Annotated in this window: 23 protein-coding genes; 18 read left to right on the top strand and 5 right to left on the bottom strand. The window is 51.6% G+C overall.

Translation table 11 applies throughout. The annotated features are described in order from the left end of the window. Nucleotides 1–91: 91 nt before the first annotated feature. Together NSU14_RS17165 and NSU14_RS17160 are read left to right on the top strand one after the other, a co-directional pair. The gene (locus NSU14_RS17165; protein WP_042136504.1) at nt 92–646 is read left to right on the top strand and encodes a hypothetical protein; all 555 of its coding nucleotides are present in this window, start codon (nt 92–94) and stop codon (nt 644–646) included. Between the two features lie 84 nt (nt 647–730). Next, nucleotides 731–1,054: a DUF1292 domain-containing protein gene (locus NSU14_RS17160; protein WP_019911532.1), complete on the top strand. Its 324-nt coding sequence runs from the start codon at nt 731–733 to the stop codon at nt 1,052–1,054. A gap of 117 nt (nt 1,055–1,171) precedes the next feature. Here NSU14_RS17160 and NSU14_RS17155 read toward each other — a convergent pair whose 3' ends face one another. Continuing rightward, on the bottom strand, nt 1,172–2,647 hold the full coding sequence (locus tag NSU14_RS17155; RefSeq protein ID WP_039297911.1) for an aminotransferase class I/II-fold pyridoxal phosphate-dependent enzyme: 1,476 nt from the start codon (nt 2,645–2,647) through the stop codon (nt 1,172–1,174). A 189-nt stretch (nt 2,648–2,836) separates the two neighbouring features. Between NSU14_RS17155 and NSU14_RS17150 the strand changes: the two genes are divergently transcribed. The 4 genes from NSU14_RS17150 to NSU14_RS17135 all read left to right on the top strand — a co-directional run bounded on the left by NSU14_RS17150 (nt 2,837) and on the right by NSU14_RS17135 (nt 7,420). Beyond that, nucleotides 2,837–4,126, top strand: a complete 1,290-nt coding sequence (locus tag NSU14_RS17150) for an MFS transporter (RefSeq protein WP_042136506.1) — start codon at nt 2,837–2,839, stop codon at nt 4,124–4,126. A gap of 321 nt (nt 4,127–4,447) precedes the next feature. Then, complete coding sequence (locus NSU14_RS17145) at nt 4,448–5,044, top strand: hypothetical protein (protein WP_076245389.1); 597 nt, start codon at nt 4,448–4,450, stop codon at nt 5,042–5,044. Nucleotides 5,045–5,311: 267 nt separating this feature from the next. Further along, entirely contained in the window at nt 5,312–6,724 is a 1,413-nt protein-coding gene (gndA, locus tag NSU14_RS17140) for an NADP-dependent phosphogluconate dehydrogenase (RefSeq protein ID WP_039297916.1), read from the top strand. 147 nt (nt 6,725–6,871) lie between these two features. Then, nucleotides 6,872–7,420, top strand: a complete 549-nt coding sequence (locus tag NSU14_RS17135) for a shikimate kinase (protein ID WP_042136510.1) — start codon at nt 6,872–6,874, stop codon at nt 7,418–7,420. A 26-nt stretch (nt 7,421–7,446) separates the two neighbouring features. On the opposite strand, the gene NSU14_RS17130 is transcribed toward NSU14_RS17135, so the two are convergent. Then, the gene (locus NSU14_RS17130; RefSeq protein WP_042136512.1) at nt 7,447–7,755 is read right to left on the bottom strand and encodes a rhodanese-like domain-containing protein; all 309 of its coding nucleotides are present in this window, start codon (nt 7,753–7,755) and stop codon (nt 7,447–7,449) included. Nucleotides 7,756–7,872: 117 nt separating this feature from the next. On the opposite strand from NSU14_RS17130, the gene aroA reads away from it, so the two are divergent. The 4 genes from aroA to NSU14_RS17110 all read left to right on the top strand — a co-directional run bounded on the left by aroA (nt 7,873) and on the right by NSU14_RS17110 (nt 11,209). Beyond that, the gene (aroA, locus tag NSU14_RS17125) at nt 7,873–9,165 is read left to right on the top strand and encodes a 3-phosphoshikimate 1-carboxyvinyltransferase (RefSeq protein WP_076245392.1); all 1,293 of its coding nucleotides are present in this window, start codon (nt 7,873–7,875) and stop codon (nt 9,163–9,165) included. After that, entirely contained in the window at nt 9,153–9,704 is a 552-nt protein-coding gene (locus tag NSU14_RS17120; protein ID WP_340946404.1) for a GNAT family N-acetyltransferase, read from the top strand. The genes aroA and NSU14_RS17120 overlap by 13 nt, the downstream gene beginning before the upstream one ends. Before the next feature lie 167 nt (nt 9,705–9,871). Further along, on the top strand, nt 9,872–10,306 hold the full coding sequence (locus NSU14_RS17115; protein ID WP_042136517.1) for a CoA-binding protein: 435 nt from the start codon (nt 9,872–9,874) through the stop codon (nt 10,304–10,306). Between the two features lie 234 nt (nt 10,307–10,540). Continuing rightward, complete coding sequence (locus tag NSU14_RS17110; RefSeq protein ID WP_042136519.1) at nt 10,541–11,209, top strand: hypothetical protein; 669 nt, start codon at nt 10,541–10,543, stop codon at nt 11,207–11,209. 330 nt (nt 11,210–11,539) lie between these two features. On the opposite strand, the gene NSU14_RS17105 is transcribed toward NSU14_RS17110, so the two are convergent. Beyond that, nucleotides 11,540–11,989, bottom strand: coding sequence for a hypothetical protein (locus NSU14_RS17105; RefSeq protein WP_340946400.1), 450 nt, complete (start codon nt 11,987–11,989; stop codon nt 11,540–11,542). Between the two features lie 147 nt (nt 11,990–12,136). On the opposite strand from NSU14_RS17105, the gene NSU14_RS17100 reads away from it, so the two are divergent. The 4 genes from NSU14_RS17100 (at nt 12,137) to NSU14_RS17085 (ending at nt 17,943) form a co-directional block, all read left to right on the top strand. Further along, complete coding sequence (locus NSU14_RS17100) at nt 12,137–14,023, top strand: glucose PTS transporter subunit IIA (protein WP_042136521.1); 1,887 nt, start codon at nt 12,137–12,139, stop codon at nt 14,021–14,023. Then, nucleotides 14,020–15,786: a phosphoenolpyruvate--protein phosphotransferase gene (gene ptsP, locus NSU14_RS17095; RefSeq protein ID WP_039297929.1), complete on the top strand. Its 1,767-nt coding sequence runs from the start codon at nt 14,020–14,022 to the stop codon at nt 15,784–15,786. Before NSU14_RS17100 ends, ptsP begins: the two co-directional genes overlap by 4 nt. A gap of 221 nt (nt 15,787–16,007) precedes the next feature. After that, nucleotides 16,008–16,532: a sigma-70 family RNA polymerase sigma factor gene (locus NSU14_RS17090; RefSeq protein WP_081969963.1), complete on the top strand. Its 525-nt coding sequence runs from the start codon at nt 16,008–16,010 to the stop codon at nt 16,530–16,532. A gap of 1 nt (nt 16,533) precedes the next feature. Continuing rightward, entirely contained in the window at nt 16,534–17,943 is a 1,410-nt protein-coding gene (locus tag NSU14_RS17085; RefSeq protein WP_340946394.1) for a hypothetical protein, read from the top strand. Between the two features lie 103 nt (nt 17,944–18,046). On the opposite strand, the gene NSU14_RS17080 is transcribed toward NSU14_RS17085, so the two are convergent. Further along, nucleotides 18,047–18,571 (bottom strand): type 1 glutamine amidotransferase domain-containing protein, encoded by a 525-nt coding sequence (locus tag NSU14_RS17080; RefSeq protein ID WP_039297933.1) that lies wholly within the window; start codon nt 18,569–18,571, stop codon nt 18,047–18,049. Between the two features lie 301 nt (nt 18,572–18,872). Between NSU14_RS17080 and NSU14_RS17075 the strand changes: the two genes are divergently transcribed. The 3 genes from NSU14_RS17075 (at nt 18,873) to NSU14_RS17065 (ending at nt 21,486) form a co-directional block, all read left to right on the top strand. Then, the gene (locus NSU14_RS17075) at nt 18,873–19,310 is read left to right on the top strand and encodes a hypothetical protein (protein ID WP_156118625.1); all 438 of its coding nucleotides are present in this window, start codon (nt 18,873–18,875) and stop codon (nt 19,308–19,310) included. 375 nt (nt 19,311–19,685) lie between these two features. Next, nucleotides 19,686–20,696: a catabolite control protein A gene (gene ccpA / locus NSU14_RS17070; protein WP_036695017.1), complete on the top strand. Its 1,011-nt coding sequence runs from the start codon at nt 19,686–19,688 to the stop codon at nt 20,694–20,696. Nucleotides 20,697–20,790: 94 nt separating this feature from the next. Then, nucleotides 20,791–21,486, top strand: coding sequence for a 5'-methylthioadenosine/adenosylhomocysteine nucleosidase (locus NSU14_RS17065; RefSeq protein WP_042136531.1), 696 nt, complete (start codon nt 20,791–20,793; stop codon nt 21,484–21,486). 25 nt (nt 21,487–21,511) lie between these two features. Here NSU14_RS17065 and NSU14_RS17060 read toward each other — a convergent pair whose 3' ends face one another. Further along, nucleotides 21,512–22,144: a GNAT family N-acetyltransferase gene (locus tag NSU14_RS17060; RefSeq protein WP_042136533.1), complete on the bottom strand. Its 633-nt coding sequence runs from the start codon at nt 22,142–22,144 to the stop codon at nt 21,512–21,514. Nucleotides 22,145–22,304: 160 nt separating this feature from the next. Between NSU14_RS17060 and acsA the strand changes: the two genes are divergently transcribed. Next, nucleotides 22,305–24,029 (top strand): acetate--CoA ligase, encoded by a 1,725-nt coding sequence (acsA, locus tag NSU14_RS17055; protein WP_076245398.1) that lies wholly within the window; start codon nt 22,305–22,307, stop codon nt 24,027–24,029. Nucleotides 24,030–24,081 lie beyond the last annotated feature (52 nt).

Genomic DNA, 24,081 nt, shown 5'->3' with positions numbered 1-24,081 from the left:
GCAAAAAGAAATAATTCCCTGAATTCTGCGCAACTTGTCGAAGGGTTGGTAGTATACATTAACAGCATGAATTATTTGGAGGGGCTCTACAATGAGATGGAAAAAAATTGCTCTATGCGTGGTTGTGTTTTCCATGATGGGAAGCTCATATTTGTTCGCTGACGCTGTAAACCAGAAAATCAAAGTGTGGAGCAATGGAAAGGAAATAGCCGATGGGGGCTATTTGATTGACGGCAAGGCCTATATCCCTGCGAGAGAAGCGGGAGGTGTCGTCAGCTGGGACGGTTCAGGCAAAGTGACGATCCTCAAGCCTAATGTGCATATTGTGCTGTTCAAGGGCGATACGGTATTCGGCAATGTAAATACAGGCAAGCTGAAGATGAAGATCCTTACCCAGGTTGACAGCCTGAAGGACAGCGTCTCAGCTGTGAAGGTGTCAATCACCGATCCGTCAGGGAATGTGAAGGATATTCTGGAGGATGCCGGCGGCTCGAAGAATGAGGACTTCTGGTTCTCCACCCCGGAATTCACCTATGATTTCAAAGAATCCGGCAAATACAGTGTAGGGTTCTTCATCAAGTCATCCAAGAGCGGAGATTACGTTCTTGTGTCAGAAAAGGTGGTTACGGCTTCGGCCAAGAATTAACCGGGGTCTGCAAATTGACCTGAACTTATCTTACGTGTTACGATACCAAATGTAGGATAATTCAATTTAAAGTGAGGTATTTCAATGAGCGATCACAAACATGAGCATGGCCATGAACATGGTGAAGCATGCGGTTGCGGACATGATCACGACCATGAGCACGAGGAGTTTGTGCTGACCTTGACGAACGAGCAGGGCGAAGATGTAGAAATGGTGCTGGTAGAAACGTTTGACGTAGGCGAGAAGTTATACGCACTGCTGCTCGAGCGCGAAAACCCTGAAGCAGACGGCATCATTCTGCGTATGGAAGAAGAAGACGAAGAAATGGTTCTCTACAACATTGAAGATGAAGCTGAATGGAAAGCTGTTGAAGAAGCTTACAACGAGCTGCTGGCCCAGCAAGAATAGATTTCAGTGAATCAAGTACTTAGGCTTGCTGTCTTGGACAAGACAGCACCGCCTAATACCAAAACCCCGATACTGTAACAGTATCGGGGTTTTGTATTGCTGCAGGGCCAGAGCCGATTAAGAAATCGGCTCAGCCTCTACAATTACTTTGATGTTGGTGATGCTGCGGTCCTCAGGGCCTTTGACCGGCAGGCCGATTTCCACATGGTCGATGATATAGTCAATGTTATCTTGGGTAATAACTTCACCAGGGAGAAGAATCGGGATGCCCGGCGGATAAACATAGATGAATTCTGCAATAATGTAGCCTGCAGACTCCCGGAAGGGAACCAGCTGTGTATCGGCGTAGAAGGCATCTCTCGGAATCAGGGCCAGCTGCGGAATATTCGGCACCTGCACCTTCATCTCATAGATCTCACCTTTGCTGTAATGGATCGCTGAGAGCACGCGCAGAGCGGCTAACAACTTATCTACCGATTCCTGGGTATCTCCAGGGGTAATCAGGCAAAGAATATTATACATGTCGCTGAGTTCTACTTCGATGTTATACTTCTGACGCAGCCAGTTCTCGGTTTCGTATCCGGTAATGCCCAGATGGCGGACGTGAATGTTAAGCTTGGTCGGGTCGAGATTAAAGGTTGCCTCTGTACCGAGAATTTCTTTGCCGAAGCTGTACAAGCCTTCAATGCTGTTAATAGCGTCCCGGGCATAGTTGGATAAGGCGATGGTTCTGGAGGCCATCTCATGGCCGTTTAGCGCCAGGTTGCGTCTGGAGGTATCCAGAGAAGCAAGCAGAATATATGATGTTGAAGTTGTGGTCAGCATGCTGAGAATGGTTTGTACCCGCTGAGGGTTAACAAGACCTGTCTTGGCATTGAGATTCAGTACCGAGCTCTGCGTCATGGAGCCGCCCAGTTTATGCACACTGGTTGCTGCCATATCCGCACCGGCCTGCATGGCCGATACCGGTAATTCCTCATGAAAATGAATCAATACTCCATGTGCCTCGTCCACAAGTACGGGAACCCCGTAACTGTGGGCCAGGTCGACAATCGAACGCAGGTCGGCGCACACGCCAAAATACGTCGGATTGATAACGAGGACACCTTTGGCATCCGGATGGCGCCTCAAAGCCCGTTCGAGCGAGCTTGTGGTTATGCCGTGGTCTATCCCAAGATTCTCATCCTGTACAGGAGAGACGAAAATAGGCTTGGCTCCGGAGAAAATAATGGCCGACATCACTGATTTGTGAATATTGCGCGGCACAATAATTTTATCTCCTTCTGAGCAGACAGAGAGGATCATAGTCATGATGGCATTGCTCGTGCCTTGTACACTGAAATACGTGTAATCGGCGCCGAAGGCCTCTGCAGCCAGCTTCTGAGCTTCAAGAATAACCCCGGTGGGCTGATGAAGGTCATCAAGCGGTGCAATATTGATCAAATCTATGGATAGAGCGTTATCGCCGATAAACTCACGGAATTCGGCATCGGTCCCTAGCCCCTTCTTATGTCCCGGAATATGAAATTGAACTGGGTTTCCGGCGGCATGCTTTTTAAGAGCTGTGAAGAGGGGAGTTACATGTTGATCCATTTAATGCTGTCACAACCTTTCGCGAAGAGTCGATTTTTCAAAATATAAGGAAGTATTAGTTTACACTAAACTTCATCCTTATATTTCTCGCTGAAACGGATACCGTCCATTTGAGGACGGACTAGCCATTTCTGCTTGAGCAAGCATCAGTATAACAAATCAATCAACATAATACTAGGATGTGATGAAATGTCTGGCAAAGTAGCGCAGCGTATGCATATCAATTTGGCCTCACCGTTCATTGTGGAGATGTGGGTCATTATTTTTCTGGTCGAATTCGTCAAAGGATCGCTGCTGGTAGCCCTGCTTCCAGTCTACATGGAGAATATTCTGGGCCTGTCGGTGACGGTGGTCGGCTTCGCCTTTGCCCTGCAGTATCTGGGAGATAATCTGTTCCGCAGCCCGTTCGGCTGGGTGATGGAGCGGATTGGCTACCGCTGGACGATGACAGGTGCGCTGCTGCTGATTCTGGTGGCTGTCGGAATGATTATCTATGCCAAAGATGCAACCACATTGTCTATTGCCTGTCTAGTCCTGGGCATCGGAACTTCGCCGCTATGGCCTTGTACTATGACCGGGATTACCGAACTTGCCGGTTCTACGGAAAGCGGCAGCAGCGGGGCGGCTATGGGTGCTGTGGAGATGGCGTCGCTGGCCGGTACCGGGATTGGCCCGATTATCGTCAATTTCATGATGGACCATGGCGGACAGAGCTACCGTACAGTATTCCTGGTGCTGATGGGCTTCGCCGCTGCCGTAGTGGCTGTAGCACTGCTGCTGCCTTCTAGAATTGGCGGCCATGCGCCTCATGTCGTCCGTGAGATGAATCCCGAAGGGACTGCAGTGCCGCGCACGCCGCTGCGGCCGCTGCAGAGCCTGAAGCGGACCTGGCATCAGGTCAGAACTTCCCTGAAGGTAAGCCGGCTGCTCTTCCCGGCGCTGTTCCTGCAGGCTTTTGCCATCGGGCTCATGACCCCGGTGGTTACTTTATTCGCCCGCTCCGAGCTGCATGTGACGCCTAACCAGTTCAGCCTGCTGCTGATTGCCGGCGGGGGCATCACGGTGCTGGCGCTGATTCCGGCGGGCAAGCTGGTTGATAAAATCGGGACATCGGTCTTCCTCAACATCGGCTTCCTGCTGGCAGCCTGTTCCCTGGCGTTCTTCTCGCAGGTCCGCTGGCTGCCGCTGGCCTTCGTTGCCGTGGCGCTGGTCGGAATAAGCTATGCGCTTATTCTGCCGGCATGGAATGCCTTCCTGGCCAAGCAGGTTCCCAAGGGAGAGCGGGGGACGGTCTGGGGCCTGTTCCTGACGCTGCAGGGCTCAGGAATGGTTGCAGGTCCCGTGTTGTCCGGCAAGCTGTGGGATTCCGTCAGCCATAGTGCGCCTTTTCTGGCCAGTGCAGGTGTAATGGTCCTGCTCTTCGGCCTGCATTTGCTGATTGTCCACCGGACGAAGCTGAAGCAAGGAAGCGCGCATTAAGTGCTGCTTATATTAAAATATTAGGAAATACTAAAGCCGCAGACAGACCGGTAAACCCGGCTGCCTGTGGCTTTTATATATTTATTTTGCACAATAGACCGGGGAATGACTTCAAAAGTAGGGTCTGGCGTTTGGAAAAGGCGGAAAGCGGGTAAAAATAGTCAATAAACCAAGTTACCGCTACATAAAATGAAGTATAAAATAAGTGTAAGACGAAGGCAAAATGATGGTGCGTATGTGGAGGTCCGGCAGTCAGTTCTACTTCTTAAGTTAGGCCATGAAACTGGCTATGCTGTAACCAAGCAGTTAGGGGGGAGTGCCGTGAACAAAAATGACGAAGTGGAGTACTGCAATCTGGAGCTCCGGTTTGACAGACAACATATCCAGGACTTGATCAAGGATCTGATAAAGGAAGGCTATTCCCTTTACTGGAGCGAGAATGAGAATGTTTTTCTTATTTCGGTGCGCACCGGACGCAAGCTTGTGAAGCTGCGCTTCCAGCGGATTAAGGATGGCTTCAAGCTGGTGGGAGATTATATGATCCGTGATGCGCGCCTGGCTGAATGGATGGAGAAGCTGATTGGTGATATGCGCGGCCATGCCGTAGTCAAACGTTTCCGCGACCGCCAGATTATTATTGAGAATATTCTTTTCGGCGAAGTGATCCGACTGGTGGAGATTTCCGGATATCAGCAGCGTGTGCTGTATCAGAAAGGTCCGCTGCTATCCGATCAGGAACTGACGAAGCTGTTCTACTCTATTGAAGGCGAGGAGCGGATCCGTGACCGCCGGCTGGAGGTTGATGAGCAGCTGGACCGGCTGAGTGAAGCCATGCACAATAAGGATTCTGCAGAGGTGGAGGCTTGCACGGCCAGGCTGAACATTCTGACCAGGGAGCTTGCCGCGCTTGAATGGTGAAATTGAATGAATTATCTTCAGTTCAAGGCATCCCGCTATGGGGTGTCTTGAACTTTGTAATGCAAGTTGCGTGCAGGGGTTCACTTCTGCGCTCAAAACCGTTAAAATAGTCATTGTGAGCAATTTCCCTGATTCTTAGGACTTTGTCAATGAAATTGATCTCTCTTTCGCAGGCGGAACTTTGCTGTCTCTGACAAAGGGTGGTATTCTTATACTGCGAGAAATGGATTTCACAAAAAATACAGGGTGCAAAGGGTGGAGAACCAGATGTCAAAACAACAAATCGGCGTCATTGGCTTGGCGGTAATGGGCAAAAATTTGGCTCTTAACATCGAGAGCAAAGGCTTTAGCGTATCCGTGTTTAACCGTTCCCCGGAGAAGACACATGATCTGGTCGCAGAAGCAGCAGGCAAGAACCTGGTAGGTACTTTCTCAGTTGAGGAGTTTGTACAATCCCTGGAAGTGCCGCGCAAAATCCTGATTATGGTTCAGGCGGGCAAAGCAACCGATGCTACCATTGAGCAGCTGCTGCCGTTCTTGGATCAGGGCGATATTATTATCGATGGCGGTAACGCTTATTTCCCTGACACTGTTCGCCGCAGCAAATATCTTGAGGACAAAGGCTTCCGTTTCGTAGGTACTGGCGTATCCGGCGGCGAAGAAGGCGCACTGAAAGGTCCTTCCATTATGCCTGGAGGTCAGGAAAGCGCGTATAAGCTGGTTGAACCTATTCTTACGGCTATTTCTGCCAAAGTGGACGGAGAGCCTTGCTGTACATATATCGGACCGGACGGTGCCGGGCACTATGTAAAAATGGTGCATAACGGCATTGAGTACGGCGACATGCAGCTGATCGGCGAAGCGTACCATTTGCTGAAAGATGTGCTGGGCCTGGATGCCAAGGAACTGCACAACACCTTCGCAGAGTGGAACAGCGGCGAGCTGGACAGCTACCTGATCGAAATTACTAAGGATATCTTCGCGCAGTATGACGAAGAAACCGGCAAACCCATGGTAGACGTCATTCTTGATGCTGCCGGACAAAAGGGTACCGGCAAATGGACAAGCCAAAGCTCGCTGGATCTCGGCGTGCCTCTGTCCATGATCACCGAATCCGTATTCTCCCGCTTCCTGTCTGCAATGAAGGAAGAACGCGTTGAAGCCAGCAAAGTGCTGAGCGGTCCTGCTGCTGTAGCCTTCGATGGTGACAAGGCTGAATTCATCGAGAACGTGCGTAAAGCATTGTTCGCCAGCAAAATCGTATCGTATGCACAAGGCTTCGCACAGCTGCGTGTAGCTTCTGATGAATACGGCTGGGATCTGAAATATGGTGAACTGGCCAAGATCTGGCGCGGCGGCTGCATTATCCGCTCCCGGTTCCTGCAGAACATCACGGATGCCTATGCCAATAATGCAGACCTGAAGAACCTGCTGCTTGATCCGTTCTTCAAGGATGTTATGGATAACTACCAATCCGCATGGCGCAAAGTTATTGCTTCGGCCGTAACCCTGGGTATTCCGGTTCCAGGCTTCTCCAGTGCGCTTGCTTATTATGACAGCTACCGCACTGAACGCCTTCCGGCGAACCTGCTGCAGGCACAACGCGATTATTTCGGCGCCCACACCTTCAAACGCGTGGACAAAGAAGGCGTGTTCCACCACAACTGGCTGGCTGAGTAATTGTAACCGCCCAGCTTAGGCTATAGAGAGCCCGAAATGCTTTTCGCTTCCTGCGGAGAGCTTTCGGGCTTTTTTGCACCTCTGCTGCATTGTGCAAACTTTTCACCCTGTGTTATGATATGACAAATGTCGCGGTTGGAGGTAGTTATGGCTGGGGATCAGGAAGAACGGCAGAATATACGGGAAATAACAGAGAACAGAAATATCATACTCGTCGGAATGATGGCTACGGGGAAGTCAACGGTAGGCGCTATGCTGGCTGAGGAGCTTGGATATGAACTGGTTGATCTGGATGCAGTGATTACGGAGAGTGAAGGCCGGAGTATTGCGGAGATTTTTGCCGCAGGCGGCGAAGAGGCTTTCCGGAAGATTGAATCGGCCGTACTGAAGCGGATGCTGCAGGGTGAGCGCAGAATAATCTCTACAGGCGGAGGCGCAGTGCTGGCACCCGGTAATGCGGAGGTTATGCTCGAGCAGGGGCTTGTTGTGGCGCTTACGGCCACTGAGGAAGCGATTATCGCCCGTGTCAGCGGGGATGAGAACCGGCCGCTGCTCGCCGGCAATGCCGAAGAACGGGTCCGCGCTATTATGGAGCAGCGCAGGGAGGCTTACCGTTTCGCGCACTGCACGGTCGATACAACGGAGCTGAATGTGGCCGAAGTCTCACAATATATTTTAATGCATTACCGCGCTTGAGCTTTTAAGTGTGTTCGTGGCTTGGACTAGGCTTGTCCGGTTTCATTCCATTCAATCATGCCGCCGCTCAGATTCGAGCCCTTAATGCCGAATTGCTGCAGATATTCGCAGACACGCTGGCTGCGGTTGCCGGAACGGCAAATGAAGATGATCTCAGTATCAGCCGGAAGCTCATCAGTCTGCTGCGGGATCTGGCCCATTGGGATATGCTGCGCACCGGGAATCATGCCGAAGGCAACCTCATCATCTTCGCGGACGTCGATCAGAACAAGCTCTTCGCCTGAAGCGAGCCGCTCACGCAGTTCCTGTGGTGTAATCTGTGGGATTTCATTCATGGTTGTACCCTCTTTTCTGTCCTAATAGAATGTATCAATGATAACACAACTGCGGATTACCCTGTCAAACGGGGCCGTACATACAGAAACTATATTACTTTAAGGAGCGCTTAGATTATGGACGTTATTGTTAGGCCAACGCCGACGCTGCAAGGAGAATTCGGAGCTCTGTCATCCAAAAATTACACAACACGCTACCTGCTGGTAGCTGCCCTGTCGGAAGGAGTCAGCACGATTTATCATCCCGCGCACAGTGAGGACAGCGATGCCATCCGCAGATGTATCGCCGATCTCGGGGCTGTACTGACCGAAGATGAGGAGAAGATTGTAGTTCAGGGGTTCGGGCGTCACCCGCGTGATGTCAAAGAGCTGAATGTCGGGAATGCCGGCGCCGTGCTGCGTTTCCTGATGGCGGTTGCCGCGCTCAGCCCGGAGGTCACTTTCGTGAATACGTATCCGGATTCACTAGGCAAACGCCCGCATGATGACCTGATTCAGGCGCTGGGCCAGCTTGGTGTAGAGGTGGAGCATAATAATGGAAGGCTGCCGATCACTATTCGCGGCGGTAAACCGCAGGGCGGACGGATTACCGTATCCGGTGCTGTAAGCTCACAGTATCTTAGTGCGCTGTTGTTCCTCACGCCGCTGTTAGAGGAAGACAGTGAAATTATTGTACTGGATGATCTGAAATCCAAAGTGGTCATTGGCCAGACACTTGAAGTCATGGAGCAGGCAGGCATTACTGTACATGCTGCTGACGATTACATGTCCTTCAAGGTGCCGGGTAGGCAGGCTTATGCGGCCAAGTCATATACGGTTCAGGGGGATTACCCGGGTTCGGCAGCCGTACTTGCTGCCGCAGCGGTGACGAAGTCGGATGTGACGATTCACCGTCTGGCTGAGAAGAGCAAGCAGGGGGAACGGGCGATTGTTGATGTGCTGCGGATGATGGAAGTGCCGCTCACGCATGAGAATGGTACCGTGCATGTGCAGGGCAACGGTATTCTGAAGGCAGTAGAATTCGATGGTGATGCAGCTACGGACGCTGTGCTGGCCATGGTGGCCGCTGCCGTATTTGCTGAAGGAACCTCACGCTTCTACAACGTTGAGAATTTGCGATATAAGGAATGCGACCGCATTACCGACTACCTGGCCGAGCTGACCCGTGCTGGTGCGAAGGTGGAGGAGCGCCGTGACGAGATCATTGTCCATGGCACGCCCGAGGGTGTTGAAGGCGGCGTAACCATTAACGCGCATTATGATCACCGCGTAATTATGGCGCTTACTGTAGTGGGCCTCAGAGCCCGTCAGCCGCTGCGGATCAAGGATGCCCATCATGTGGCGAAATCTTACCCGCAATACTTTGACCATCTGCGTTCGCTGGGTGCGAATGTGGAATGGGTAGAATAACAAAGGTGGGTCCGTTAAATATCAATCCGCTCACGGAGGATGATATTTCTCCGGTATCGGATCTTTATAAGCTTGCGATTACGGATGCTTTTGAAAGCGAAGGACTGGGTCACCTGCAGGGTGACATTCAGCAGGAGATTGAATCCAAGATACGAATGGCAGCAGCGTCTCTTAATCCGCTGAATTCAGACATCTGGTTCTGGGTTGCCCGAATAGGTGGGGTTGTCGCAGGCACCATTTCTTATGCTCCATGCGGAGAGGACATCAGGGTTTGTACCGGAAATCAGCTGGATGCTGTAGGCGAGCTGGGCAGTCTGTATGTTTTGCCTGAATATCAGGGGCAAGGGATTGGGTCGGCTTTGATTGCAATGCTCATGGTATTTCTTCGGGAGCAGGGTATTGATCGGTTCTGCCTGGACAGCGGCTACAGACGTGCACAAACCAGGTGGCTGCGGAAATTCGGAGAACCCTATGTGATAGTTAAGGATTATTGGGGTCCGGATTCTGTCCATATGGTCTGGCTGTGTACGGTAAGCTGAGGGTTCTGCCGCACTAACGGCACCGCATCTCCGGCCGCACGGCTTCAAACCGGCCTGTTTAAGAATGGATTCGGCCGTTGCGGGAGTCATGTGAATTTGGAACTTGGTACGCTCCGCTGTATGATGTATTTATAACGAACATCTAACCACGGGAAGGGGAAATACACATGAGCTTTGAGAATCCAAGCAGGGAAGAAATCGGAGATATTCTGGCTGGAGCAGGCAATATTGCCGTAGTCGGCTTATCCGACAAAACCGACCGCACCTCTTATATGGTCGCGGGTGCCATGCAGAGCCGGGGGTACCGGATTATTCCGGTCAATCCATCGGTAGACGGGGAGATTCTGGGTGAGAAATGCTATCACACGCTGGCGGAAATTCCTGAGCCGGTGGATATTGTGAATGTATTCCGCCGCAGTGAATACTGCGCGGCTGTAGCGCAGGAAGCCGCAGATATCGGAGCGCGCGTGCTCTGGCTGCAGCAGGGCATCATCAGCCAGGAGGCGGCTGACATCGCAGCTGAACACGGCATGATCGCCATCATGGACCGCTGCATCAAGGTGGAAGAGGCGATTACGATGAAGGGCCGGAGCCGGGGGTAAGTGCTCGGTTGCAGCCGGATGAAAGAGCTCATAGGGGAGCCGGAGTAAGCTCCGGCTTCTGGTTTTCATAATCCGGAATGCTGGAACGGTGCGAAGCCTTGGAATCCGAATGTTGCTCATGCAGAATATAGATTTTATTGATTGCGATTGCTATACTTGAAACAGACGAAGAACGTCCTTTACTCCATTTCATGGGGGAAGGGCGTTTTTTTTATTTTACAGGAGGTCATTCATATGGACTTTGAACAGGCACATTGCACGTTTATTGAGATGCATACTAATGAAAGGGCTGGTGAACGGCGGGGGAGGCTGGTGCGTGGACACAACTATGCGGAGAAACTGTTTTTACAGAATGTATGGTGGCCGTTGTTTGAGTCGCTGGAGCATCTGCATCCGGAATACGAAGTGTATGACTGGAACCGCAAGTCGCAATTTTTGGATTTTGCTTTTCTGCCTGCAAGCGGCCGTCGTTTCGGAATTGAATGCGATGGTTTTCAGAGTCATGTTAAAGACGTGGACCGCGAAAAATTCAGCTATGCACTTAACAGGGATACCTTCTTAACGGGAATGGGCTGGAAAATGCTGCATTTCTCATTCGACGATATCCGGCAGCGTCCGGAGGTATGCCGGATGCTGCTGCAGCTGGCGTTGGCACCTTATTTAGCCCGGAGTACAGCCGCTCAGCATTTGATTTCTGAAGAGATGGATGTGTTAAGACTGGCATGGCGGATTGCACGGCCGCTTCGTCCCAAGGATGTGACTGAATATTTACACATCAATTTCCGGACGGCGCGCAAGCTGCTGATTGCCTTGAGCGATAAAGGACTGCTTAAACCTGTATTTTCAAAGGAACGGGTGCGGTACTACGAGGTTAGCACAATGCGGTCCGATATCGTATGGTGACTTCAGAACACTCAGAACACTCAGAACACCCTTCCTTTGCGTGACAACTAGTAATGTTTCAGATTAAGGTTGCGCCAATGACAGCTGATCAATGCTGAAGTTCCTACTTTTACTGCTAAAGTTTTTAGGCCATCCGGTGTAGTAGGAGATAAGTGTATTTAGTACAACTAAAATGTGCTCTACAAGGGGTTTTTCAGGAATAACTGCACTTCGTACAATTAAAAAACCGATTTTTGCGATTTAAGTGGAATTGAACCTGAATAGTTGTACAGAATGCAATTAAAATAAAATATAAGATCTCCTAGTCAATTATAGTTGTACAAACTACACTTATTCAGTCGCAGGAGTCGCAGGAGTCGCAGGAGTCGCAGGAGTCGCAGGAGTCGCAGGAGTCGCAGGAGTCGCAGGAGTCGCAGGAGTCGCAGGAGTCGCAGGAGTCGCAGGAGTCGCAGGAGTCGCAGGAGTCGCAGGAGTCGCAGGAGTCGCAGGAGTCGCAGGAGTCGCAGGAGTCGCAGGAGTCGCAGGAGTCGCAGGAGTCGCAGGAGTCGCAGGAGTCGCAGGAGTCGCAGGAGTCGCAGGAGTCGCAGGAGTCGCAGGAGTCGCAGGAGTCGCAGGAGTCGCAGGAGTCGCAGGAGTCGCAGGAGTCGCAGGAGTCGCAGGAGTCGCAGGAGTCGCAGGAGTCGCAGGAGTCGCAGGAGTCGCAGGAGTCGCAGGAGTCGCAGGAGTCGCAGGAGTCGCAGCAGTCGCAGGAGTCGCAGGAGTCCTGCGACTGACCTGCATTGCAGAGGATAGTTTGTGTCAGGTAAAAGTATCCTGGTAATCGCCCCCGAGCCAGGCTATCCTTGCTGTGTTTGTTTACACGTATTCTTTTGACAAAAACTGCTGCAGCGCTTACCATTCAATATAGAAAGAAAGGAGAGGGTCACCTTGAATTGGCTCGGATCTTTGCAGCAGTTAGGCAGAGCCATTATGCTTCCTACCATGGTGCTTCCGGCGGCGGCCATCCTGCTGAGTCTGGGCAGCTTACCGTGGTCTGCATGGGGACTTTCTTCGGTATCCGAAGTGACGACATACGCTGGGCAAGGAATATTCTATTTCATGCCTTATTTGTTTGCTGTCGGTGTGGCGTGGGGATTGTCCAATCAGGCCGGACCTGCCGGACTGGCAGCGCTCGCAGGGATGTTCACTTATGACCGGATTGTTTCCAACATGGGAGACGGGGCTGTACAGCCTGCAACATTAATTGGTATTATCCTTGGGATTGTAGCCGGCGTAGCGCATAACCGGTTTAAGAATATCAAACTGCCGGAGGCGATCCAGTTTTTCGGAGGGTCGCGTTTTGTACTGCTCTTTATGGGTTTGTTCTCGGCGCTGTTCGCCTGGGTGATGCTCGGCGTATCACCGCTGCTCCAACAGCTGCTGAATGATCTCTTCCGGGTCGTGCAGGTTACCGGCGGATATGGAGTATTTGTCTACGGGGTATTATACAGGGTGCTGACGGCCTTTGGCCTGCATCATATTCTTAATAATGTATTCTGGTTTCAGCTGGGCTCCTTCACGACGCCTGACGGAAGTGCAGTCGTGCAAGGGGATTTGCCGCGTTTTTTTGCCGGTGACCCTACAGCGGGGATCTTCATGGCCGGGCTGTTCCCGATTATGATGTTTGCCCTGCCGGCGATTGCCTTCGCGATTATCCAGGAAGCGCGCGAGGACCTCAAGCCGAAGATTAAGAAGACTTTTTTGCGTGCCGCTTTGGTCTGCTTTCTGACCGGGGTGTCAGAGCAAATTGAGTTCGCGTTCCTGTTTGCTTCACCATATTTGTTCGCGCTGCATGTGGTCATGTCCGGCCTTGCCATGGTACTGACCTACTCGCTCGGCATTCATCACGGGTTCTCGTATTCGGCCGGGGCGATCGATTTCTTCCTCAATCTGCATCTGTCCCAGCGGGCCTGGCTGCTCATTCCCATCGGGATCGGCTATGGCATTGTCTACTATAATGTGTTCCGCTGGGCGATCCGCCGCTTCCAGATTCCTACGCCGGGCCGCGAAGAAGGGTCCGAGCTGGGAGACTGGGCGGGGAATATACCGTATCAGGCTCCGCTGATTCTGGAGGCGCTGGGCGGCAAAGAGAATATCGTACAGGTACAGGCCTGCATCACCCGGCTAAGATTAACTGTGCATAACGACCGTTTGATAGATACAGGAGCACTCAAGGGGCTTGGCTCTGCAGGCATTATCAAGCTGGGCGGCGGCAATGTGCAGGTCGTCTTCGGCACATACTCGGAGCTGATCCGCGAAGAGATTGACAAGCTGATGCTGCGCGATTTGCCGCAGGTGCTGTTCAGCTCGCCCATCCAGGGCCGGATGATGCCAATCGAAGAGGTGCCGGATCATATTTTCGCCGCGAAGCTGGTTGGGGACGGAGTAGCCTTTTTCCCGGAAAAAGGAGAGCTGGTCTCGCCCGTATTCGGCAAGGTGATGCATGTATACCCTACAATGCACGCAGTAGGCATTTCTACACCCGAAGGGCTTGAGGTGCTTATGCACATAGGGATTGATACTTCGCAGCTTAAAGGGCCATTTGAGGCGCTTGTACAGGAGGGGGACAGCGTGGAGCCGGGGCAGCTGCTGGTCAGATTTGATCTGGCTTTCTTGAAGGAGCATGCCGCTTCACTCGCTACACCTATGGTTATTACCAATCCGGACCGCGTAAAATCCTGGAGCTATGCTCCATTTAAAAATGTTAAAAAGGGGCAGTCATCAGTCATGTCCGTTGTTCTACACGAAAGTAATGTTGGAGGGATCGAAGCATGATACAAGGCATAGGCGCCGCAGCAGGTGTTGCCATCGGGAAGGCCTTTGTCTTGCCGAACTGGGAATGGAGTCTGCCGGACACTCAGGTGAATCCGGTGGATCTGGCTAAGGAGTTTGAACGTTTATACGAAGGGATCCGCACCTCCAAGGATGAGATCGAATTTATCAAAAGAGAATTCCGGGAGGTCGTCGGGCCGGAGGAATCGAGTATTTTTGATGCCCATCTGGCGATCCTGGACGACCCTGTGTTCATGAGTGAAATCCGCGGCATTATCGAACGCCAGTATAAAGCGGCCGAGGTGGCCGTTAAAGAAGCCATTGACCATTTTGTAGCCATGTTCGATCTGCTGGACGATGAGTATATGAAGGAGCGGGCGGTGGATATCAAGGATGTCGGCAACCGTCTGCTGAAGCATCTGCTGGGTGCGCCGGAAGTTACCCTTCCGTCGGATACACAGCCTTATATTCTTGTGGCGAAGGAGCTCTCTCCGTCCCAGCTGGCGCATTTGAACCCGGCCTATGTGCTGGGTATTGTCACGATGATGGGCGGCAAGACTTCGCATTCCTCCATCATGGCCCGGGCGCTCGGCATTCCGCTCGTCGCGGGCCTGGAGAACAAAATCCTTACCCCGATTCAGACCGGGGACATGCTGGTGCTCGACGGGGAGACCGGAGCAGTGATGCTCCATCCGGATGAGTCCACCGTGCGGGATTTCACCTCCAGACGTGCCAAGCAGCTCAAAAAGCGGGAACAGCTGGAGCTGCTCGCAACCGTTGAAGCTTTCACCAAAGACGGCGTATCTCTGCGTCTGGCAGGTAATATCAGCTCTGTGAAGGAGCTTAATATGGCGCTGAAATATGGGGCCGAAGGTGTGGGGTTATTCCGTACGGAGTTTCTGTATATGGACCGTAATACGTTCCCGACGGAAGATGAACAGTTTGAAGTCTATAAGCTTGTAGCTGAAAAAGTCGGCAAGGAGTCTGTAGTCATCCGCACCCTGGATATCGGAGGAGACAAGCATCTGGATTACTTCCAGCTGCCGGAGGAGCAGAATCCGTTCCTCGGCTACCGCGCGATCCGCATCAGTCTGGACCGCAAGGACATGTTCAAGACGCAGATGACGGCCATTCTGCGGGCCAGCCATTACGGCAATGTCCGGATGATGTTCCCGATGATTTCCTCCGTTGAAGAGGTACAGGCTGCCAAAGCGGTGCTGGAGGAAGTGAAAAGCGAGCTGGACAGCCGGGGGATTCCATATGACCGCAAGCTGCCTGTAGGCATTATGATTGAGGTTCCAGCCGCCGTCATGATTGCCGATCTGCTGGCGGAGGAAGTGGATTTCTTCAGTATCGGCACGAATGATCTGGTGCAGTACGTACTCGCTGTGGACCGGATGAATGAGCAGATAGCCCATATGTATCATCCTTACCATCCGGCAGTGCTGCGCATGATCAAGATGACCGTGGATGCGGCCCGCAGCGTAGGCATCGATGTCAGTGTGTGCGGTGAGATGGCCGCTGATGAACGGTCACTACCGCTCTGGCTGGAGCTCGGAATTAGTGTGCTGAGCATGTCGCCGCAGGCGCTGCTTAAGGTGAAGCACCGCACCCTGAACACGCTGGCTTCCGAAGCCAGAGAAGTTGCCAAGCTCTGCTTCCGTAACCGGACCAGCTCGGAGACAGAGGAGCAGCTGAGTGCCTTTGCCGGGCGCAGCGGAATTACGCTGGGTGCAGGCGGGGATTCCAAAGAAAAAACGTCATAACCATTAACGGGCACACATAATGAGCTTATCTAATATAAAGTCCGGCGTGGTGGTCAACCCATACACGCCGGGCTTTTTGCTGTGAATCACAGCTGTTACAGACTCCTCAAAGAGAGAATTTCTAACCCGTTTATCTTATTTGTCCCAAAAAAGTAAAACCGTTTGCGGCGCTGTGCAGTCAGTATATACAGAAATCAAAAAAAGCAGAGGGAGGATGCGGGATGGAGAATGTTTGGGAAGGCGAGCGGATGCGGGTCTTAAATGAGCAGGAACAGCTGTTCATCAGCCGGGTTCTAGAGCAGAAGAAAATACTCTACAGCATAGCCTATAGCTACTTGCGGAGCGAGGCGGAGGCACTTGAAGTTGTGCAGGAAACTACATATAGAGCCTGGGTCAAGCGTGGGAGCCTGAAGGATACAGAGCGATTTGCACCATGGCTGACAAGAATTCTGATCAACTGCTGTAAGGATGAATTGAAGCGGAGGAAACGTCTGGCGTCTCCTGGTCCGGTTCAGATTAGCGGCGGCCTGCAGGAGATGACCAGTGACCGCAAGCTGGATATGGAGCAGGCGCTGAATGGGGTCAAGCCGAAATACCGCCAGGTGCTTGTGCTGAAGTATTACCGGGATATGACACTGACCGAAATCGCCGAGGTGCTGGGCAAGCCTGAAGGGACGGTCAAAACTTGGCTGAACAAGGGACTGAAGCAGCTGCGCGACAAAATGAGAATTAGAGGGGGACTATAGGATGGCTACGAGTGAAGAAACACTGCTGAAGGAGTATTATCACAGTCTGTCAGTCGAAGCGGATGAAATTGCTGAGCTGAAGCTGAATGCTGCAATTCGCAAGGGGATAACCCGGTCGCAGAAATTCAATATGTCTCTAAAAGCGCGTTATGTTTTAGGTTCGGCGGCTATGCTGGCGATTCTGCTGCTGTTCGTTTTTCCTTGGGGGAGCGAGGCTTTGAAGCCGCGAAGTGGTGCTTTGAGTTCGCAGGTAACGGTGCAGGATATGAAGTGGTTCGAAGCTTACAGCAAAGTTGCCGGAAGTGATTCTACAGTTAATTCAGCATTGGCGGCAGGTCTCATTAAGCCGATAAGCGGTGCAACAGCAGAGACGGATGGGTATGTTCTGACAGTGGAAGCCGTTGCAGCAGACCGGATGGGAATCCTCTTTTTCTATAAGCTGGAGAATAAGAACTTAAGTGCATCTGCTTATTCGCTCTCAGTGACTACAGTTGCAGATATAGAACTAGGACAAGGGGCTTACTTCAGCAGTAATCCGAAAGCTGTATCTGGAGTAACACGAGGATACCAAAAAGCACTTTGGAACCGCAATTATACGAAGCTGCCGGAGCGGATGGCGGTAAAGCTGAGTGTGGTGGGGCCGGTAGGCGGGGTGGTCGATGGCATACAGAACTTTGCGACAACCACTGAGGTGTATGTCCCGATCACCATTGAGCAGAATGCTGTTGCACAGTCCGGAGAGACCGTATCCATTAACCGGACTATGGAAATCGCTGGCCAGGATGTTGAGATCGGGGACGTATATATAGCTGCAACTGGCATTTATGTGGAAACTGCATACAGCCCGCAGAATTCCGTGGAAATATTCGGTCTGAACAGCCCGCATATTCTGCTTGGAGGCGGTAATGATTTCACTGCATTGTATTCAAAAGCATCGATTAATGTTGAGGGCAAACAGTTCCTCGTATTCCCTGGCAGTGAATTGTCACCTGGAACCATGAAGCTGCAAATAGACGGTATCAATGGACTAGAGAAATCTGCCCAGGAGCTGATAGTAGATACGGATAAGAAGCAAATAATCAAAGGACCTGACGACCGCCTGCGGATAACCGCTGCGTCTAATACTCATAGCTTGATTATGGAATACCAAAGACCCAGCAATAAAAGCGCTGGTTATACTGCAAATGTAATTCTGGATCAGACATTCAAGGACGGAGCAGGCAAATTGCATACGGCTACGTATAATCCCGCGGTGCCTGTTATTGATCCTGCTCATGCTGACGACAAGGTTCCTCCCTTTCAACATGCTTACAAGCTGGGCACGGCCGAGCTGCCGCAGCCTTTGACATTCAAGATCATCAGTTACCCGAATCTGATTAAAGGTTCAGCAGAGCTTACTCTTCGCAAATAACACAATGTAATTTAAAAAAGCCCTGCTCGCCGCTACAGCGGTGAACAGGGCTCTTCATGTATCTTCACGTATTAGTTTCATTTAATTTCAATATGTTACGGCCTTATTCCCCAGCCAGCGCATCGCAGAAAGCCTTGCCGTAAGGCGGCAGATCCGGCGGACGGCGGGCGGAAATGATATGTCCGTCGGTTACCACAGGCTCGTCCTTCCAGATGGCTCCGGCATTCTCCATATCATCACGGATGCCGGGAGTGGAGGTGACGGTTACACCCTCCAGTATTTTGGCAGAGATCAAGACCCAGCCTGCATGGCAGATCTGCCCGATCGGCTTCTTGGCTTCGTTGAAATCCTGCACCAGCTTCAGTACTGCGCTGTAACGGCGGATTTTATCGGGAGCCCAGCCTCCGGGTACCAGGATGCCGTCATAATCGGCTGCGTTCAGTTCATCCCATGAATATTCAGCAGTGGCGGGTACGCCGTATTTGCCCACATAGGTCTTATTTTTCTCCAGCCCGGCCAAATGAACCTCGGCGCCCTCTTCCCGCACGCGGTACACAGGATACCAGAGCTCCAAATCTTCAAACTCATCATCTACAAGCGCTATAACCTTTTTGCCAGCCAGTCTCATTCCATGCAGCTCCTTCCGGTTAATAACATCTCGGTTCTAAGCCATTCTATCAAAAGAAAAAGTTGAAGTCACTTTTCATATGGTAAAGTCTAAGCATTTTGCCAATTAAATCATTATATGCAAAACGGCAGGGATTCGCAGGAGTAAGGTCGAATATAGCATCTGAACAGGTAAACTTACGCGTTTTTTGAAAGATAATGGATAGGCTTCACGCAATAATTGTTCCAGGACGGTGTACCTGTTATTGCTTGGTTTATTAAAAGATCATTCTGAGGTGTGGGAGATGTATAAAGATAATTTAATGAAGAAGTCATGCGGCTGCGGCGGGATCATGACCATACATATGCATACACTGATTTATAGTGCAAAGATCAAAATTACTCATGTACCGGTATATACCTGCAGGCAGTGTGCCCGCTATGAACCTTTGCCCGTGATCAAACGGGATCTGGGGAAGCTCATCGGTGAGCTTGCTGCTACTCCGCCTGGCCGGAAGCAGCTTTCGTTTGCGGAGCGCAATGAGTGGGCCAGTGTGCTGAAGGAAACGTTTGCTTCCGGTTTATTTGCCGGCGGGTTGCCTGAACTGGAAGAGTCCATCCGGAGTGCGATTCAGGGGCGGATTGATCTGCTATTGGACATTTACCGCTTAGCTGCAGATATGTCCGACAGGTCATGGATGGGTGAAACTGGACTTAGACTGTCCCAATTAACGGCTCAATCGGCAGAAAGTGCCAAATAAATGGCGTTTTTTGGCGTTTTGAAAAATTTTTCTGCAAAATCAATGAAAATATTTCAGCAAATGTTGGATTTTTCACGCACTTTTTGATACGATAGAAAGAGATTACAGGATTGCTGCAGCTGTCCGGTGGTTGGAGCGCAATATCGGCTTTGATCCGCCGCTGCATTTCTGAAATTTAAAGCGTTTTACGGCTGGGAGTTATTGGAGTATCAGGAATTGGCGGAAGGCGTTAAAGCCGCGCCAGGACTGGCGTTTCAACCTTTGAAAGAAATTTTGAAAGGAAAATGAAGCGTTATCATTGCACAATTGTACAAAGTGTCGTATCATAATTTTAATTAGTCGAACGATAAAATTTATCGCAATGGAGAGAGTAATTTGACGGTAACCATTTACGATGTAGCTCGAGAAGCAGGCGTATCTATGGCTACGGTATCACGGGTTGTGAATAATAACCCGAACGTGAAACCGCAGACCCGGAAGAAGGTTTTTGAAGCGATTGAGCGTTTGGGCTATCGTCCAAATGCCGTGGCGAGAGGTCTCGCCAGCAAGAAAACGACAACCGTTGGGGTTGTTATCCCTGATATCTCCAACTCGATTTTTGCGGAAATTGCACGCGGGATTGAAGATATTGCCAATATGTATCACTACAATATCATTTTGTGTAATGCGGACAAGCGCAAGGAGAAGGAAATTCGTGTTATTAACACGCTGCTTGAGAAACAAGTGGACGGGCTGCTCTTCATGGGCGGAACCGTTACGGAGGAGCATATTCAGGCCTTCCAGACCTCAGCAGTTCCAATTGTGCTCTGCGCCACTCGTGATGAGAAGGGCACCTACCCTTCCGTCGATATCGATCATGAGACGGCTGCGTTTGATGCAGTGAACACGCTCATCCGTCACGGCCACCGTGAGATTGCAATGATCAGCGGAACACTGCAGGATCCCGCGAACGGCTATGCCCGGTTCCACGGCTACAAGAAAGCGCTGGAAGCGGCAGGCATTGAGTACCAGGAGGATCTGGTCCGCATCGGTAACTATCGTTACGAATCCGGTGTCGAAGCCATGAAGTATTTCCTCGGTCTCAAGAAGAAACCAACCGCTATTTTTGCAGCAACCGATGAGATGGCCATTGGGGCAATTCACAGTATTCAGGATGAAGGATTGAAGGTTCCAGACGATTTCTCGATCATCAGTGTCGATAATATCCGGATGGCATCTATGGTTCGTCCTTTGCTCACTACTGTGGCACAGCCAATGTACGATCTGGGAGCCGTAGCGATGAGACTGCTGACGAAACTGATGAAGAAGGAAACGGTGGAGAACCCACGGGTTATTCTGCCGCATGAAACCATTCTTCGCCTGTCCGTCAACCATGTGAACAAATAAGATTTGTCCGTTCAACAAGTGAATATAAGGTACGTAGAAAGCTCCTTCGGGAGCTTTTTATGTTTCAGGGAAGTTATAAATGGGAGGGTTAAGGATGAGTGAAGTTCTGGGTCTGATTGGCGCAATGGATGAAGAGATTATGCTGCTGCTTGAGGAAATGGAGAATAGACAGACAACCGTGAGGGCGGGGATTACCTTCCATTCGGGAACTGTATTCGGCAAAACAGCGGTGCTCTGCAAATCGGGGGTCGGCAAGGTGAATGCTGCAGTAACAACGCAGATTCTGCTGGACAGCTTCGGCGTTTCGCGGGTATTGTTCACTGGTGTGGCAGGTGCAGTGCATCCCGATTTGAATATCGGGGACATTGTCATTTCATCGCAGTGCATCCAGCACGATATGGATGTGACAGCACTCGGTTACGCCAGAGGGGTGATTCCTTACCAGGAGACCTCTTCATTTCCGGCAGATCCGCAGCTGGTGAAGCTGGCGGAGCAGGCGTGCCGGGAGCTGAAGCAGAAGTCTGTGACAGGGATAGTACTATCCGGAGATCAGTTTATTGCAAGTAAGGAGACCGTTACCGTGCTGCGTGAGCAGCTGGACGGAGCTTGTGCTGAGATGGAGGGGGCCGCTGTCGCCCAGGTCTGCAATATGAACGGAACGCCGTTTGTGATCATCCGTTCCATGTCTGACAAAGCGGATGGTTCGGCCCATGTCAATTACCGTGAGTTCACGGTGACTGCTTCGGAACGTTCACACGCCATACTGGAGTATATGCTGAAGGCAATGTAAGCTCTGTGTAATGCAATCCCGGCCCTCAATACATGAACCGCTGTCTGAAGCGGACCCGGTCGAAGGTCTCGCGGGAGGACAGCGGAACAGCCTGGCCCATGCGGACCATCAGGCAATTGGCCGGATGGGAGCAGATTTCCGGGTCATCCGTGGCATACCACACCATATCTACGGTCTTCATCAGCTTCTCCATCATCTGCCTGTATTCCCAGACCGTGAGGCCGCTGCCCTTCAGATCCCAATGCCAATAATATTCCGTAGTGAATACGATGCAGTTCTCCAATTGCCCTTCTTCAAAAGCACTGGAGACCAGTAGCTTCGCAAGCCCGCATCCCCGGTATTCATCCGCGACTTCGATGGCCCCCAGCTCTACGAGATCTTCCATCCCTCCCTGGGACCACAGCTCCAGCTCATCCGGATAATGAAAGGTGACATACCCTACTATAACGCCTGAGACCACTGCAGCGACGACCCGGCCCTCCGGCAGTCCTGATATCTCGATCAATGCTTCCAGCTGCTCCTGCGGCTTCCGGAAGGCATCCAGATCGCGGTGCATAGCCAGGAGCTTGAGAGTATCCGGAGATAAAGGTCCTTCAACGGATATAAGCCTTTCTTTATGCTCTAAGGTATGGGACACGGGGATTTTGCAGTGCTCCATGATTGGGCTCCCTCCGGTTCACTATATTATGGAATGTAACCGCTTCCTGTGATATACTGGTTCCGACACGAAAAATTCACATTTGGCGCGTTGACATCATTGCAGTTAAGAGATTCTTACCCTTAAAGCTTAAATCAAACCAGTAGGGGAGGCAAGAGTAATGGGGCAAGTCCACAGCGAAATTTTGCCGGGCCGTGTGCAGCACTCGAATATGAAGGATTATTCAAGGGCTGTTGACGAATTCCGGTGGGAGGATGTCGAGAGAAGCTTCTCCTGGCATGGGACAGGTAAGGTGAATATGGCTCATGAAGCCGTAGACCGTCATGTGCAGGAAGGGCGGGGAGCAGCTACTGCTTTGATCTATAGTGATACTGTGCGCGAGGAGAGGTACACCTTTGCCGACTTGCGTGAGCGGTCGAACAAGTTCGGTAATGTGCTCCATAAATATGGGATTGGCAAAGGGGACCGGGTATTCATCTTCATGCCGCGCACACCGGAGCTGTACTTCAGCCTGCTGGGCATTCTGAAGGTGGGAGCCGTAGCAGGACCGCTGTTCGAGGCGTTCATGGAAACGGCAGTGAAGGACCGCCTGGAGGATAGCGGAGCGGTGGCTCTGGTGACTACGCCGGATCTGCTGCAGCGGGTGAAGCGAGACCAGCTTCCGGGGCTGCGTCACATTATTCTGGTCGGAGGTTCCGCAGCTGAAGATCCGGGGCTGCTGAGTTATGAAGCGGAAATGGCAGCAGCTTCGGCAGAGCTGGAACCGGAATGGTTGAGTCTTGAGGATGGTCTGATCATGCATTATACCTCCGGGTCCACCGGCAAGCCTAAGGGCATCTATCATGTGCAGCGGGCAATGATTCAGCATTATTATACAGGCAAGGTTGTACTGGATTTGCGTCCGGATGATGTGTACTGGTGTACAGCAGATCCCGGCTGGGTGACCGGAACCTCCTACGGGATCTTCGCTCCCTGGCTAAACGGAGTAGCCAACGTGATCCGGGGAGGCCGCTTCAGCCCGCAGGACTGGTATAAGACCATTGAACGCTATGGGGTAACGGTGTGGTACAGCGCGCCTACGGCTTTCCGTATGCTGATGGGCGCAGGGGAAGGAAGCCTTCAGGATATTGATCTGAGCAGTCTGCGCCATGTTCTGTCAGTAGGGGAACCGCTGAACCCGGAAGTCGTGCGCTGGGGTGATAAATTCTACCATCAGCGGATTCATGACACCTGGTGGATGACGGAGACAGGTGCGCAGCTAATCTGTAATTATCCGGGGATGGATATCAAGCCCGGCTCCATGGGGCGGCCGCTGCCCGGAATTGAAGCTGCGATCCTGGATGATCACGGCAACATTCTGCCGCCGTATTCCATGGGCAATCTGGCGATCCGGACACCCTGGCCGTCGATGATGGGTAAGGTTTGGAACAATCAGGCCAAATATGATGAATACTTCCGGATTGCCGGATGGTATATTTCCGGGGATTCGGCTTATATGGACGAAGACGGTTACTTCTGGTTCCAGGGCAGGATTGATGATGTAATCAATTCTTCCGGAGAGCGGATCGGTCCGTTCGAGGTGGAGAGCAAACTGGTTGAACACCCGGCGGTGGCTGAGGCAGGAGTGATCGGCAAGCCGGATGTGATGCGCGGAGAGATTATCAAAGCGTTCATTTCACTGCGGGATGGCTACTCCCCGACTGCAGAGCTGAAGGACGAGATTGCTGCTTTTGTCAAAGCGGGCCTGTCTGCCCATGCTGCGCCGCGTGAGATTGAATTCAAGGAGAAGCTTCCGAAGACCCGCTCCGGCAAAATTATGCGCCGTGTCCTAAAGGCCTGGGAGCTGCATCTTCCGGCAGGCGATTTATCTACGATTGAGGATTGAAGCCTATATCAGCCAGCTTATAGAAAAGACCGTTCCCTCAGATACAGGGAAC

It is taken from the genome of Paenibacillus sp. FSL R10-2771 (assembly GCF_038000205.1).
In the GTDB taxonomy this organism is placed as follows: Bacteria; Bacillota; Bacilli; order Paenibacillales; family Paenibacillaceae; genus Paenibacillus_AQ; species Paenibacillus_AQ phytohabitans.
The sequence above is the reverse complement of the archived record's forward strand: the minus strand, read 5'-3'. Positions and strand labels throughout refer to the sequence as shown.

Excerpts from the sequence above, each read along its gene's own strand:
- NSU14_RS17165 (WP_042136504.1), top strand. The coding sequence starts at position 92 with ATGAGATGGAAAAAAATTGCTCTATGCGTGGTTGTGTTTTCCATGATG.
- NSU14_RS17160 (WP_019911532.1), top strand. The coding sequence starts at position 731 with ATGAGCGATCACAAACATGAGCATGGCCATGAACATGGTGAAGCATGC.
- NSU14_RS17155 (WP_039297911.1), bottom strand. The coding sequence starts at position 2,647 with ATGGATCAACATGTAACTCCCCTCTTCACAGCTCTTAAAAAGCATGCC.
- NSU14_RS17150 (WP_042136506.1), top strand. The coding sequence starts at position 2,837 with ATGTCTGGCAAAGTAGCGCAGCGTATGCATATCAATTTGGCCTCACCG.
- gndA (WP_039297916.1), top strand. The coding sequence starts at position 5,312 with ATGTCAAAACAACAAATCGGCGTCATTGGCTTGGCGGTAATGGGCAAA.
- NSU14_RS17135 (WP_042136510.1), top strand. The coding sequence starts at position 6,872 with ATGGCTGGGGATCAGGAAGAACGGCAGAATATACGGGAAATAACAGAG.
- NSU14_RS17130 (WP_042136512.1), bottom strand. The coding sequence starts at position 7,755 with ATGAATGAAATCCCACAGATTACACCACAGGAACTGCGTGAGCGGCTC.
- aroA (WP_076245392.1), top strand. The coding sequence starts at position 7,873 with ATGGACGTTATTGTTAGGCCAACGCCGACGCTGCAAGGAGAATTCGGA.
- NSU14_RS17120 (WP_340946404.1), top strand. The coding sequence starts at position 9,153 with ATGGGTAGAATAACAAAGGTGGGTCCGTTAAATATCAATCCGCTCACG.
- NSU14_RS17115 (WP_042136517.1), top strand. The coding sequence starts at position 9,872 with ATGAGCTTTGAGAATCCAAGCAGGGAAGAAATCGGAGATATTCTGGCT.
- NSU14_RS17110 (WP_042136519.1), top strand. The coding sequence starts at position 10,541 with ATGGACTTTGAACAGGCACATTGCACGTTTATTGAGATGCATACTAAT.
- NSU14_RS17105 (WP_340946400.1), bottom strand. The coding sequence starts at position 11,989 with ATGCAGGTCAGTCGCAGGACTCCTGCGACTCCTGCGACTGCTGCGACT.
- ptsP (WP_039297929.1), top strand. The coding sequence starts at position 14,020 with ATGATACAAGGCATAGGCGCCGCAGCAGGTGTTGCCATCGGGAAGGCC.
- NSU14_RS17090 (WP_081969963.1), top strand. The coding sequence starts at position 16,008 with ATGGAGAATGTTTGGGAAGGCGAGCGGATGCGGGTCTTAAATGAGCAG.
- NSU14_RS17085 (WP_340946394.1), top strand. The coding sequence starts at position 16,534 with ATGGCTACGAGTGAAGAAACACTGCTGAAGGAGTATTATCACAGTCTG.
- NSU14_RS17080 (WP_039297933.1), bottom strand. The coding sequence starts at position 18,571 with ATGAGACTGGCTGGCAAAAAGGTTATAGCGCTTGTAGATGATGAGTTT.
- NSU14_RS17075 (WP_156118625.1), top strand. The coding sequence starts at position 18,873 with ATGAAGAAGTCATGCGGCTGCGGCGGGATCATGACCATACATATGCAT.
- NSU14_RS17065 (WP_042136531.1), top strand. The coding sequence starts at position 20,791 with ATGAGTGAAGTTCTGGGTCTGATTGGCGCAATGGATGAAGAGATTATG.
- NSU14_RS17060 (WP_042136533.1), bottom strand. The coding sequence starts at position 22,144 with ATGGAGCACTGCAAAATCCCCGTGTCCCATACCTTAGAGCATAAAGAA.
- acsA (WP_076245398.1), top strand. The coding sequence starts at position 22,305 with ATGGGGCAAGTCCACAGCGAAATTTTGCCGGGCCGTGTGCAGCACTCG.